Origin of the sequence: Streptomyces sp. T028 (genome assembly GCF_048159505.1) — a bacterium.
In the GTDB taxonomy this organism is placed as follows: Bacteria; Actinomycetota; Actinomycetes; order Streptomycetales; family Streptomycetaceae; genus Streptomyces.
On the sequence record NZ_JBLRVZ010000060.1, the window covers coordinates 16,393 to 28,980 of the forward strand.

Annotated in this window: 9 protein-coding genes; 4 read left to right on the forward strand and 5 right to left on the reverse strand. The window is 69.8% G+C overall.

Features of this window, described 5'->3' with window-relative positions; genetic code table 11:
• The first annotated feature begins 14 nt into the window (after positions 1 to 14).
• The 3 genes from ACLZN2_RS44240 (at position 15) to ACLZN2_RS44250 (ending at position 4,390) form a co-directional block, all read left to right on the forward strand.
• A complete protein-coding gene (locus ACLZN2_RS44240; RefSeq protein ID WP_416985470.1) occupies positions 15 to 1,154 on the forward strand; it encodes a protein-L-isoaspartate(D-aspartate) O-methyltransferase in 1,140 nt (379 codons plus the stop codon).
• A 1,653-nt stretch (positions 1,155 to 2,807) separates the two neighbouring features.
• On the forward strand, positions 2,808 to 3,005 hold the full coding sequence (locus ACLZN2_RS44245; RefSeq protein WP_356773389.1) for a helix-turn-helix transcriptional regulator: 198 nt from the start codon (positions 2,808 to 2,810) through the stop codon (positions 3,003 to 3,005).
• Positions 3,002 to 4,390: a tyrosine-type recombinase/integrase gene (locus ACLZN2_RS44250; protein WP_416985472.1), complete on the forward strand. Its 1,389-nt coding sequence runs from the start codon at positions 3,002 to 3,004 to the stop codon at positions 4,388 to 4,390. Before ACLZN2_RS44245 ends, ACLZN2_RS44250 begins: the two co-directional genes overlap by 4 nt.
• 161 nt (positions 4,391 to 4,551) lie before the next feature.
• Here the strand turns inward: ACLZN2_RS44250 and ACLZN2_RS44255 are convergent, their stop codons facing one another.
• From ACLZN2_RS44255 to xylB, 5 genes are all read right to left on the reverse strand, one after another.
• Positions 4,552 to 6,075 (reverse strand): aldehyde dehydrogenase family protein, encoded by a 1,524-nt coding sequence (locus tag ACLZN2_RS44255; protein ID WP_416985474.1) that lies wholly within the window; start codon positions 6,073 to 6,075, stop codon positions 4,552 to 4,554.
• Positions 6,076 to 6,236: 161 nt separating this feature from the next.
• Positions 6,237 to 7,556 (reverse strand): GAF domain-containing protein, encoded by a 1,320-nt coding sequence (locus ACLZN2_RS44260; RefSeq protein WP_416985475.1) that lies wholly within the window; start codon positions 7,554 to 7,556, stop codon positions 6,237 to 6,239.
• A gap of 78 nt (positions 7,557 to 7,634) precedes the next feature.
• A complete protein-coding gene (locus ACLZN2_RS44265; RefSeq protein WP_416985477.1) occupies positions 7,635 to 8,234 on the reverse strand; it encodes an N-acetylmuramoyl-L-alanine amidase in 600 nt (199 codons plus the stop codon).
• A gap of 148 nt (positions 8,235 to 8,382) precedes the next feature.
• Entirely contained in the window at positions 8,383 to 9,603 is a 1,221-nt protein-coding gene (locus tag ACLZN2_RS44270) for an ROK family protein (protein WP_416985479.1), read from the reverse strand.
• Between the two features lie 119 nt (positions 9,604 to 9,722).
• On the reverse strand, positions 9,723 to 11,168 hold the full coding sequence (gene xylB / locus ACLZN2_RS44275) for a xylulokinase (protein ID WP_416985481.1): 1,446 nt from the start codon (positions 11,166 to 11,168) through the stop codon (positions 9,723 to 9,725).
• Between the two features lie 152 nt (positions 11,169 to 11,320).
• Between xylB and xylA the strand changes: the two genes are divergently transcribed.
• Positions 11,321 to 12,487 carry a xylose isomerase gene (gene xylA, locus ACLZN2_RS44280; RefSeq protein ID WP_416985483.1) on the forward strand — a complete coding sequence of 389 codons (1,167 nt, stop codon included), beginning with the start codon at positions 11,321 to 11,323 and terminating at the stop codon, positions 12,485 to 12,487.
• Positions 12,488 to 12,588 lie beyond the last annotated feature (101 nt).

Below are 12,588 nucleotides of genomic sequence, written 5' to 3' on the forward strand. Positions count from 1 at the left end.
GAGAGCAGGCAGCGATGAACTGGCTACCTCGGGCCCAGAGTCTGGCAAGTGAGGTCGTACGGCCGGAATCCCGCTGGCACGCTGCCGTGGCCACTGTGCCGCGACATCAGTTCGTGCCTCGGTGGTGGGAGGCGGACGGCGACGGCTGGCTCCTGCGCGACGGCTGGAGCGACCCGGACGCCTGGCTCGATGAGGCCTACACCGACAAGACGCTCGTGACCCGCGTCGGCCCCTGTCACGCCGACATCGCGACCGTCGAGGACGGCGGCATCGTGAGCGACGGAACGCCGACGTCCTCGTCGACGCTGCCCAGCCTCGTAGTCCGGATGTACCGGCACGCGGTGATCGCCGACGACAACCAGGTTCTCGTCACCACGGGCACCGGATACGGCACCGCCCTCGCCTGTGCCCGGCTCGGCAGCGAGCACGTCACGAGCATCGACATCGACGAGCACTTGGTAAAGACCGCGAGGGATCGGCTCGCACTGATCGACGAGGCCCCGCGCGTGGAGGTCTGCGACATCACCGGGCCGCTGCCGGGCGAGTACGACCGGATCGTTGCCACGGTGTCCGTGCGGAGCGTGCCGGTGTCCTGGCTGAAGGCGCTCAGGCCGGGTGGTCGGTTCGTGACGACGATCGCCGGCACGGGCCTGATCCTCACCGCGGACAAGACCGCCGACGGCGGCGCCGTGGGGCGGATCGAGTGGGACCGTGCCGGGTTCATGTCCACCCGGCACGGTGACGACTACGAGCACCCGGCGGACGACGTCTGGAAGGGGGCCAAGGAGGGCGACGGCGAGGCGACCGGCACCAGCCGGTACCCGCTGCTCTACCCCCCAGACGCGTGGGACGTCATGTCGATGCTCGCGCTGCAACTCCCGGGCATCGACTACCGGCGTGCACAGGACGGTGAGACCCGCACGGTGTGGCTGCTGCACCCCGACGGCTCATGGGCCCGCGCCACAGCAACCGGGTTCCTCGGCTCGCCAACGGTGCATCAGGGCGGCCCAAGGCGCCTGTGGGACGAGTTCGAACGGATCCGGCACCGGCTCAACCGCGAAGGCGCTCTGCCGGTGTACGGGGCAAAAGCCCGCGTCGACCCGGACGGCACCCTCACCCTCTCGCGGGGCAAATGGTCAGCGACCGTGAACTGACTGTCCTGCACGGCCAGGGCTCGACATGGAGGAGATGGCCGAACTGGAGTACACCACCTGATCGGGGTGACGGTGTGCCCCCTGCTTCCCAGAGAGGCCGTTGCACTGGTGTCCCGGCCGGACTTCCCTTCCTCTGTCCCGGCCGGGACAGAGGAAGGGCGCTACTCGGCGGCCTTCGGCGGGTCGTCTCGTCGAGCGGGGCCAGGTGAGGGCAGTCATGTCAGCCGTGTGGCGGTGGCCGCTCTCCGCACACACCGCGCGGACGCCATGCACGTAGCCTGCGTGTGCGTGACCGAGTTCGCAACTATCTCTCCGGCGAGTCACAGGTAGCCGTGGTCACTTCCTCGTCTGGGTACTCGAAACCCTCGCCCAGCTCGCTGCCGGGCGGGGCATCTTCGGCGCCGCAGTCCACGATTACACGACAGCCGTCATCGACCTGTTCGTCGGCCGCGCACCTTGGCCCAGCTGCGTGCCCTGCGGGAGGCCGACCCGGGACTACGTCCTGCTCGACGGCACGCTGGCGGAGCGCATCGCCGCGGCCGTCGTCACCCTGGAGCGGTAACGCTGAATAGGCCCACTGTCAGAGAAGCCGAAAGGACGGGGGTTCACTGTCAAACGCCTCGACGGGATGTTCAAAGGACAGCATTCGCCCACGGCAGACGAGCAAATGGCCCACGGGTCTGGAACCCCGTCCGAAAGCATGTCAACGTACAACGACCCTGAAAACACCAGGTCAGCCACGGGGCGCGGTATTTGAAGGTCAGCCTGCTGAGGTCCTGGCCCCTATGGCAATACGCGTCCCGCGCTGCTCGGTCCCACGATCCGTGTCCCGCTCCGAGGAGGTCCACCCGTCGAGTCCCGCCTTCTGTTTCGCCCCCACCATGCGCCCTATCCCGTTCGGTGCCGCCAACGCCTGGATTGCCCAGGAGACGGATGGCTTTGGCGCCAGTTCCAAGGCTCTGCCTCTCTGCGACTGCACGATGGATTCATGGGCGAGGATCGCTGTAACACGGTTGCCGCTGTGGCCGTGTGGCCCCTGTGCACTGCAGTACAGCAAGGTGCCATGGCACCACGGCATCTGGGCTGTTGGTGCCGTGAGGGCGTAGGGCCCGCAATCTCGACCGGCTCACCGGCTACTGGTTGCCTCTGTGCTCGTCATGGATGGTGCACCCTTGCCTGCCCCTCCGCTCATACCGCCTGGCGTCGTGACCGAGGTGGGAACGGGCGCGACGACCAGGACCTGTAGTACAGGGCGATACATAGCAGAACATCCCCGGTTACCGAAACCGGGGATTCTCCAGAGCATTGGTGGTGTTCGCATTCGGCTGTGCTTGGCGGTGGAGCCGTGGCGGACACAGTTGGCAGAGCCCTACGCATTCGAGAGGAGATAGTGGGTGGCTGTTGCCAGCTGTTGCTACGTCAATGACCGAATTTTCATGCCCACGGCCACTGCTGATGGCTACAAAGGTCTCCTTCTGACCCGCTCGCGTTGGGTCGTGAGGAAAACATCCACCGTATCGATCCGAATACCTGGCTGCGTCTTTTCGTCCACTCCGGGTTGGGCGGCCGTGCAGAAAAGGGTATCTCTGGTAGATATCAATGTACGCCTGCATTTCCGGCATGAAGCCTTTCTCGATACGAAGGTGATATTTCATGGCCCGTCCTCCGGCCCTGAAGCTCGCTGAGGTTCTCGCGGAGATCCGTATGAGTCCGTCGGCGTTCTACCGAATGCGCGCTCGCGGGGAAGCACCCCGAATGATCAAGTTGCCCAATGGTGAACTCAGATGTCGACGTGCAGACCTGGATGCCTGGTGGGACAAGTGCGAGAGGGATTCTGATACTTGGCGATGAGTTACAACGTCCGCTTCTGGGACATACGGGAGCGCCCCGATCGGCGCAAACCGTTTATGGTCCGGTGGACGGTCAATGGGCGCGAAAAGTCAGAGTCATTCATGACGGTCGGGCTCGCCGACAGCAGGCGGTCCAGGCTGATGACCGCGGCGCGCGATGGTGAGCCCTTCGATGAGCACACAGGGCTGCCGGCGTCCGAGCTCCGAGCTATCAAGCAGCGGACGACATGGTATGACCTTGCGCACGAATACCTCGACCAGCGTTGGGACCGCACGCCAGGAAACACTCGCCGCACACTGGCCGACGCATTCTCCACCATCACTCCCGCCCTTGTGCGCCCTGGCGTGACCTATTCGGAGCCGCGAGTGCTGCGGCGAGCCTTGTACTCCTGGGCGTTCAACAAGAAGGCGTGGGAGAAAGAGCCAGTCGAGGAATGGCGGCAGGCGCTGGACTGGATGAAGCGGAACTCCCTGCCCGCCAGCGCTCTCGCGGAAGCCGATGTGCTGCGACGGGCACTGGACGCGCTGTGCCTCAAGCTGGACGGCAAGGAAGCTGCGGCCAAGACGGCACGGCGCAAGCGGGCTGCGTTCAACGAAGTCCTCAACATCGCTGTGGAGAAAGGTTACTTCACGGAGAATCCCCTCAACGGGCTGAGGTGGAACGCTCCAGCGGTCAACGAGGAAGTGGACCCGGCTGCCGTTCCCAATCCCGCCCAGGTCGCCCGGCTGCTCGCAGCGGTTGCCCAGCAGCGCGGGCGCGGCCCCCACCTGGAAGCGTTCTTCGGCTGCATGTACTACGCGGCGATGCGGCCTGCGGAGGTCATTCATCTCCGGCTCGAACAGTGCCATCTGCCCGACTCCGGATGGGGGATGCTTAACCTTTCGGGTGGTGTCGTCACCGCAGGTAAGGAGTGGACGGACGGCGGCTCGGTGCACGAGGTGCACTCCCTCAAGCGCCGCGCGGCTACCGCGACCCGGCCTGTGCCCATCCCGCCGCAGTTCGTGCGCATGCTCCGTGCACACATCGAACGCTTCGGCGTGGCGCCGGACGGCCGACTGTTCCGGAACCAGGCCGGCAACTACGTGGACGCAGCTGCGTATGGCACAACGTGGGCGCGGGCGCGGAAGTATGCCCTGACCCGTACGGAACTCGCCTCCAAGCTGGCCAAGCGGCCCTACGATCTCCGGCACGCCGGGATCTCGTTCTGGCTGTACTCCGGTGTGGACCCCGCCGAGTGCGCTCGTCGCGCGGGCCAGAGCATTGAGGTCCTCTTCCGTCACTACGCCAAGTTCTTGGACGGCGTCCGAGAGCGGGCCAACCGCCTTATCGAGCAGTCCATGCAGGAATGGGACCGCGTCAGCCAGGGCGCGGAGTCTGAAGGGTGAGTCGGGGTTTGGTCCGTGACTGGTCCGGACGTACTGGTCAGGAGCGGGATAGTGGTGGGATGAACTGGGAGTTATGACGTAAGTCGGTCCTTGCCCCGGATGGGACGTGAGGAAGGCGTATGACGGGCAAAAGCCCAGGTCAGGCGCCTTTTTTCGTGCCTCTAGAAGAAGCCCAGCTTCTTCGGCGAGTACGACACCAGGAGGTTCTTCGTCTGCTGGTAGTGCTCCAGCATCATCTTGTGCGTCTCCCGGCCGATCCCCGACTGCTTGTAACCGCCGAAGGCGGCGTGCGCCGGGTAGGCGTGGTAGCAGTTGGTCCAGACGCGGCCCGCCTGGATCGCCCGGCCCGCGCGGTACGCCGTGTTGATGTCCCGGGTCCACACGCCGGCCCCGAGGCCGTACAGGGTGTCGTTGGCGATCTTGACGGCGTCGTCGAAGTCGTCGAAGGAGGCCACCGAGACGACCGGTCCGAAGATCTCCTCCTGGAAGACGCGCATTCGGTTGTCGCCCTCGAAGATCGTCGGCTGGACGTAGTAGCCGCCCTTCAACTCACCGTCGTACTCGGCGCGTTCGCCGCCGGTGAGAACCTTGGCACCCTCCTGCCGGCCGATGTCGAAGTAGGACAGGATCTTCGACAGCTGCTCGCTGGACGCCTGCGCGCCGATCATCGTGTCGGTGTCGAGCGGGTTGCCCGGCTTGATCAGCTCGGTGCGGGCGACGGCGGCCTGGAGGAAGTCGCCGTAGTTGCCGCGCTGGATCAGACCGCGGGACGGGCAGGTGCACACCTCACCCTGGTTCAGCGCGAACATGGTGAACCCTTCGAGGGCCTTGTCGCGCAGATCGTCGTCCTTCTCCCACACGTCGTCGAAGAAGATGTTCGGCGACTTGCCGCCCAGTTCCAGCGTGACGGGCTTCAGGTTCTCGGCGGCGTACTGCATGATCAGCCGGCCCGTGGACGTCTCGCCGGTGAACGCCACCTTCGCCACCCGGGAGCTGGACGCGAGCGGCTTGCCCGCCTCCGGGCCGAAGCCGTTGACGATGTTCAGCACGCCCGGCGGCAGCAGATCCGCGACCAGGCTCATCCAGTAGTGCAGCGAGACCGGTGTCTGCTCGGCCGGCTTGATGACCACCGTGTTGCCCGCCGCGAGCGCCGGCGCCAGCTTCCACGCGGCCATCAGGATCGGGAAGTTCCACGGGATGATCTGCGCGACGACCCCGAGCGGCTCGTGGAAGTGGTACGCCACCGTGTCGTCGTCGAGTTCGCTGAGCGAACCCTCCTGCGAGCGCACCGCCCCCGCGAAGTAGCGGAAGTGGTCGATCGCCAGCGGGATGTCCGCCGCCAGCGTCTCGCGGACCGGCTTGCCGTTCTCCCAGCTCTCCGCGACCGCGAGAGGCTCCAGGTAGGCCTCCATGCGGTCGGCGATCTTCAGCAGGATGTCCGAGCGCTCCGTCGCCGACGCACGCCCCCACCCCGGCGCGGCCGCGTGTGCCGCGTCGAGCGCCCGCTCCACGTCCTCCGCCGTGCCACGGGCCACCTCGGTGAAGGGCTGCCCGTTGACGGGAGACGGGTTCTCGAAGTACTGCCCGCGGGCCGGCGGCACGTACTCGCCGCCGATGAAGTGGTCGTAGCGCGCCTGGTAGGAGACGATCGAGCCCTCGGTGCCGGGCGCCGCGTAACGGGTCATGCCGGTGTGCCTCCCTCAGCAGGGCCGCCCGCCGTTGGACGGCTCTGCGCGGAGGCTAGGGGCACGGACGTTGCAGCAACGTTGCGGTGATCCCGCACCCCTGGCACAAGCGGTCTGTCCGGGGGCCGTCGACGAGGGCGGGAATTTCCGTGGCTTCCTGCCTAGCGGTGTGCCCAACCCCCAGGCGCCGTCAGTTCGTGTTCCAGCGCCGTCAGACGCGCCCGTATCGCCGCCGTCGGGCGGGCCGCCGACAGTGCCCGCCAGATGTCCAGGTCGTCCTCGCCCCACGGCGCGTGCGCCCAGTCCGCCAGGAGGTCGGGATCCTGACCGGCGATCAGAGCGGCGCGCAGACCGTCGGCGAGACGCTGCCGCAGCCGTACGACCGCCGGAGCCTGCGACGCCGGCAACAGCGGCCCGGAGTACACCGCCACGGCGGCGGTCACCGCGCCGGACGCCAGCCGCCGCTCGACGATCGCGACGTCCGACTCCAGGGGAACCGTGAGCCGGTAGGGGCGCGACGCCAGCAGCCCGGGGCCGAGCACCCCACGCAGCCGGGCGAGTTCCGCCCGCAGCGTCACCGGCGTCACCGACTCGTCCTCGTACAGCGCGCACAGCAACTCGTCGCCGGTCAGCCCCTCCGGGTGACGGGCCAGCAGTACCAGGATCTCACTGTGCCGACGGCTGAGCCTGACACCGCGTCCGCCGGTGACCAGCCGTGCCTCGTCCCGGCCGAGCGCGGTCAGCTCCGGTACGTCGGGCTGCGGCACCTCGGGAGCGAGCAGCGCGAGCTGGGACTCCGCGGCCCGTGCCACGGCCCGGACGAAGCCCAGGCTGTGCGGATGGGCCAGACCGTTCCCGCCGGTGATGTCCACCGCCCCCAGCACCCGCCCCGTCCGCGGATCGTGCACCGGCGCGGCCGCGCAGGTCCACGGCTGCACCCGGCGGATGAAGTGCTCCGCCGCGAACACCTGCACCGGCCGGTCCAGTGCGACCGCCGTGCCCGGGGCGTTCGTCCCGACGGCGCTCTCCGCCCACCGGGCTCCCGGCACGAAGTTCATCAGCCCCGCCTGTTTGCGGGTCGCCGCGTGGCCCTCGACCCACAGCAGCCTGCCGTGCGCGTCGCACACCGCCAGGAGGTGTTCGCCGTCGGCGGCGAACGTGCCCATGAGCTCCCGGAACAGTGGCATCACCCGTGCCAGCGGATGCTCGGACCGGTAGCTGCCGAGATCGCCGTCGGTCAGCTCCACACTCGCGGTGCCGTCGGGACCGACACCGGCCCGCGCCGAACGCCGCCACGAGTCGGCCACGACCGCCCGCACCGGCCTCGGGACCGTCCCCGCCTCGGTGAACGTCTGGTGCGCCCGGCGCAGGACCCGTACCCGCTCGGCAGGGTCGGCCCCCGGTTCCAGGGCCACCCATGGATCGCTGGACAACTCGCCCTCCCGGAAGACGACACGGCTCGGGACTTCGGCTGGGGACATCGTCACTCCGGGTGTACGGAGCGACAACCGTTTGGACGCGGCTCGTCCGAAGCGGCGCATCCGTTCACGGTTCGCGCTTCAGACGCCGTTGACCAGTCTCATGTAGCGCCCCCAGTCCCAGTTCGGGCCCGGATCCGTGTGATCGGTGCCCGGCACCTCGTAGTGGCCGATGACGTGGGCACGGTCCCGGGGGATGCCGTACCGCTCGCAGACCGACGCCGTGAGCCGCGCGGACCGCTCGTACAGCGCGTCGGTGAAATAGGCGGGCCGGTCCACCCAACCCTCGTGCTCGATGCCGACGCTGCGGGTGTTGTGGTCCCAGTTCCCCGCGTGCCAGGCGATGTCGGACTCCCGTACGCACTGCGCCACATGGCCGTCGGCGGAGCGCACGACGTAGTGCGCTGACACTCTCTTCCTCGGGTTCTGGAAGACGGCCAGGGTCTTGGCGAAGTCGGTCTGGGTGACGTGGATGACGACCCGGTCGATCGGATGGGACGTGGGGCGTTCGGCCGCCGTGTAGTTGGCGGACGTCGCGGGCTGCCATTCGGCCGGCCGGTAGTCGACGGCCTGGGTCTGCGCGCCGGCCCGGGGGTCCGGCAGCAGCGCGTACGGCACGGCCGCGAGCAGGGCGCCGCGCAGGAGCCGCCGTCTGGTGGGCAGGGGCATGGGTGTGGTCATGGCTGGCTCTCCGTTCCGCGGAGGCCGACGGCTGCGCCCCGCGTGGATCACACTAGGGCGACCACCGCTCGGGACGTGGGACGTCGGGCAGTTCGGTGGACGGGAGCCCGCTTGTGGACAACTCGCTCACCCGAACGGGGAGTTCCGGTCACCCACGCGTGTCAGGATCCGTCGCCACCGCCGCCGGATCGTCCAGCACGGCCCGGACCACGGAGTGCGCCGCCCCCAGCAGCGGCCCCTCGGGACCCAGCCGTGAGACGGACACGGGACGGGCGGGACCCGCCGTGCGCCGGGCGAGTTCGGATTCCAGCGACGGCAGCAGCCACGGTGCGAGCCCGGCCAGAGCACCGCCGAGCACCACGCTCTCCGGGTCCAGCAGATTGAGCGCACCGGTCAGCGCGATGCCGAGGGCCTTCCCCGCCTCGTCCAGGGCGCGCCGTACTTCCGCGTCGCCGTCCGCCGCACGCCCCGCGAGGAGCCCGACGCGGTCGCCGCCCGGCTCCAGCCCGGCCGCGCGCAGCACAGCCTCCTCGCCGGCGTACTGCTCCAGACAGCCCTGGCCACCGCACCCGCACCGCGGCCCGTCGGGGTGGACCGGCACATGGCCCAGTTCGCCCGCGAAACCGCGTGTGCCGCGCAGCAGACTGCCGTCCACCACCACCGCGGCGCCGATACCGATCTCCGCCGACACGTGCAGGAAGTTCTGCGGGGTGCGCTCGCCCAGCCAGAGTTCGGCCAGCCCGCCGAAGTTGGCCTCGTTGTCCACGGTCAGCGGCCAGTCACCGGGCAGCAGGGTGCCGAGGTCGGTGTCGTGCCAGCCGAGGTTCGGTGCGCGGACCACCGTACGGGCATCGCGGGCGATCAGGCCGGGGACGGCCACGGCGAGCCCGGCCGGCCACAACCCCTCGCCCTCCGCCTCGGCGACGGCTGCCCGCAGCAGCCCGGTGAGCTCCTCGAGCACCGGCTCGGGGGAGCGGCCCCGGTTCGTACCGTGCCGCACGGCACGGGCCCGCACCTCGCCCCGCAGATCGACCACGCACACCGCGAGATGATCGACGCCGACCTCGGCGCCCAGCCCGGCCGGGCCGCGCCCGCTGACCGCCAGCGCAGACCCGGGCCGGCCGACCCGGCCCGGCCGCTCCGGGCCGAGTTCCTCCAGCAGCCCGGTGCGTATCAGCTCGTCGACGAGGGTCGACACCGCCGCACGGGTCAGACCGATGCGTGAGGCGACCGCCGCCCGGGACAGCGGGCCCTCGGCGCTGACGGTGTGCATCACCCGCGCCAGGTTGCGGCGGCGCATGCCCTGCTGGGTGTCGGGCAGCGCACGCCCCGGGCCGGTGGCGCGGGCCTCGTGCAGCGGTGCGGTCATGCCTCCGTCGATTCGTCTCGATTCATGGATACGCCGACTCACCGATTCGCCGGCACCTCGACACCTCGATACCTGGACCTCTCGATACGTCGATACCTCGGCACAGCGATCGACGATGCTCAGCCGATGTGCGGGCTCCGCTCCAGCAGCGGGGCCGCGTCGGAGAGTACCCCGGCGATCCTGGCGAGCGTCGCGTCGTCCCGCTCCACGGCGTCCAGCACCGGGCCGCGCGTGGTGTTCCAGCGGCGGGCGACCGCGGCCGGGTCCTCGCCGGTCAGCAGCCCCGCCGCCTGCGCCGCCGCGCCCAGCGCGACCAGTTCCTTCGCCTCGGGGATCTGCACCGGCCGCCCCGACAGCCGCCGTACGGTCTGCTGCCAGGCCGCGCCCCGCGCGCCGCCGCCGATCAGCAGCAGCGGGGCCGACGGGTCCGCGTCCTCGTCGAGGACCAGGTCGAGCGCGCCGAGCAACGAATGCACGGCCCCGTCGTAGGCGGCCTGCAGGAGCTGCCCGGCCGTGGTGTCGTGGCGCAGGCCGTGCAGAAGGCCCGAGGCGTTCGGCAGGTTCGGGGTCCGTTCGCCGTCCAGGTAGGGCAGGAGCGTGAGGTCCGCGGTGGGCTCCACGGCCTCCCGGTCCAGGCCCAGCAGGGCGGCGAGGCGGTCCACGGCGAGCGTGCAGTTCAGGGTGCAGGCCAGCGGCAGCCAGTCGCCGTGCGCGTCCGCGAAGCCCGCCACCGTGCCGGTCGGGTCGGTCGGCCGGTGTTTCGACACCGCGTACACCGTGCCCGACGTGCCGAGGCTCAGCACCGGAGTCCCCGGACGCAGCCCGAGGCCCAGCGCGGCCGCCGCGTTGTCGCCGGTGCCCCCGGCGACCAGGGTGCCCTTGACGAACGGCAGGTCGTGGCTGTCGCGCACGGTGCCCGCGACCTCGCCGGGCCGCACCACACGGGGCAGCAGCGCCGGGTCGAGACCCACGCGCGCGAGGATCTCCTCGTCGTAGCCCTCCGTCGCCGACGCCCACCAGCCGGTTCCGGAGGCGTCACTGCGGTCGGTCGTGCCCTCGCCGGTGAGGCGCTCGGTGAGGTAGTCGTGGGGGAGCCGTACCGCCTTCGTCGCACGCAGGGCCTCCGGCTCGTTCTCGGCGAGCCAGGCCCACTTCGTGACCGTGAAGGACGCGGCCGGGACGGACCCCGTGCGCTCCGCCCAGAACTTCGCCCCGCCCACTTCCTCGGTCAGCCGCCGGGCCTGCGGGGCCGAACGCACGTCGTTCCACAGCAGCGCCGGGCGCACCGGTTCGCCGTGCTCGTCCAGCGTGACCAGCCCGTGCTGCTGCCCGCCGATCGACACCGCGGCGGCCTCGCGCGCCGCGTCACCGCACTGGCGCAAGGCCTCGTGCAGGGCGTCCCACCACTGGCGCGGGTCGCTCTCGCGGCCGGCGCCGGCGGACACCGTGTGCGGCGCCTGGCCGCTCGCGACGACCTCGCCGGTGCCCGCGTCGACGACCAGCGCCTTCGTGGACTGGGTGGACGAGTCCACGCCGACGACGAGCGGACCCTCGGCTGCTGACATCGGGCTCTCCCTCAAGTTTTTCCGCGGCTCTGCGGGATCTGTCTTCCCAGAGATGCGTCCGCATACTAATTTGTAAACGGCCATGACGAAATAGTTCGCCACCGACCGCCACCGACCCGCACGACCAATCTGCACAGCAAGGAGCCGCGGCAATGAGCTACCAGCCCACCCCCGAGGACAGGTTCACCTTCGGCCTGTGGACCGTCGGCTGGCAGGGAAGGGACCCGTTCGGCGACGCCACGCGGCGCGCCCTCGACCCGGTCGAGACGGTGACGCGCCTGGCCGAGCTGGGTGCCTACGGCGTGACCTTCCACGACGACGACCTGATCCCGTTCGGGTCCTCCGACAGCGAGCGCGAGGAGCACATCAAGCGCTTCCGCCAGGCCCTGGACACCACCGGCATGACCGTGCCGATGGCCACCACCAACCTCTTCACGCACCCCGTCTTCAAGGACGGCGCGTTCACCGCGAACGACCGCGACGTGCGCCGCTACGCCCTGCGCAAGACGATCCGCAACATCGACCTGGCCGTCGAGCTCGGCGCGAAGATCTACGTCGCCTGGGGCGGTCGTGAGGGCGCGGAGTCAGGTGCCGCCAAGGACGTACGCGTCGCCCTCGACCGCATGAAGGAGGCCTTCGACCTCCTCGGCGAGTACGTCACCTCCCAGGGCTACGACCTGAAGTTCGCGATCGAGCCCAAGCCGAACGAGCCGCGCGGCGACATCCTGCTGCCCACCGTCGGCCACGCGCTCGCCTTCATCGACCGCCTGGAGCGCCCCGAGCTCTACGGCGTCAATCCCGAGGTCGGCCACGAGCAGATGGCGGGGCTGAACTTCCCGCACGGCATCGCGCAGGCCCTGTGGGCGGGCAAGCTCTTCCACATCGACCTCAACGGCCAGTCGGGCATCAAGTACGACCAGGACCTGCGCTTCGGCGCCGGTGACCTGCGCTCCGCGTTCTGGCTGGTCGACCTGCTGGAGAGCGCCGGCTACGCGGGCCCGAAGCACTTCGACTTCAAGCCGCCGCGCACCGAGGACCTCGACGGCGTGTGGGCGTCCGCCGCGGGCTGCATGCGCAACTACCTGATCCTCAAGGAGCGCGCGGCCGCGTTCCGCGCCGACCCGGAGGTCCAGGAGGCCCTGCGCGCCTCCCGCCTCGACCAGCTCGCCCAGGCCACCGCCGGCGACGGCCTGCAGAGCCTGCTCGCCGACCGCACCGCCTTCGAGGACTTCGACGCCGACGCGGCCGCCGCCCGCGGCATGGCCTTCGAGCGGCTCGACCAGCTCGCGATGGACCACCTGCTGGGCGCCCGGGGCTGACGGTTTCCCTGAGCCCTGATCCCAGGCCCCGCCCCCAGGCCCTGACCCCAGATCCTGATCCCAGGGGCTGACCTCGGGACCGGACCTCCGTACGGAATACG

Coding starts and splice junctions, on each gene's coding strand:
- ACLZN2_RS44240 (WP_416985470.1), top strand. CDS start 15: ATGAACTGGCTACCTCGGGCCCAGAGTCTGGCAAGTGAGGTCGTACGG.
- ACLZN2_RS44245 (WP_356773389.1), top strand. CDS start 2,808: ATGGCCCGTCCTCCGGCCCTGAAGCTCGCTGAGGTTCTCGCGGAGATC.
- ACLZN2_RS44250 (WP_416985472.1), top strand. CDS start 3,002: ATGAGTTACAACGTCCGCTTCTGGGACATACGGGAGCGCCCCGATCGG.
- ACLZN2_RS44255 (WP_416985474.1), bottom strand. CDS start 6,075: ATGACCCGTTACGCGGCGCCCGGCACCGAGGGCTCGATCGTCTCCTAC.
- ACLZN2_RS44260 (WP_416985475.1), bottom strand. CDS start 7,556: ATGTCCCCAGCCGAAGTCCCGAGCCGTGTCGTCTTCCGGGAGGGCGAG.
- ACLZN2_RS44265 (WP_416985477.1), bottom strand. CDS start 8,234: ATGACCACACCCATGCCCCTGCCCACCAGACGGCGGCTCCTGCGCGGC.
- ACLZN2_RS44270 (WP_416985479.1), bottom strand. CDS start 9,603: ATGACCGCACCGCTGCACGAGGCCCGCGCCACCGGCCCGGGGCGTGCG.
- xylB (WP_416985481.1), bottom strand. CDS start 11,168: ATGTCAGCAGCCGAGGGTCCGCTCGTCGTCGGCGTGGACTCGTCCACC.
- xylA (WP_416985483.1), top strand. CDS start 11,321: ATGAGCTACCAGCCCACCCCCGAGGACAGGTTCACCTTCGGCCTGTGG.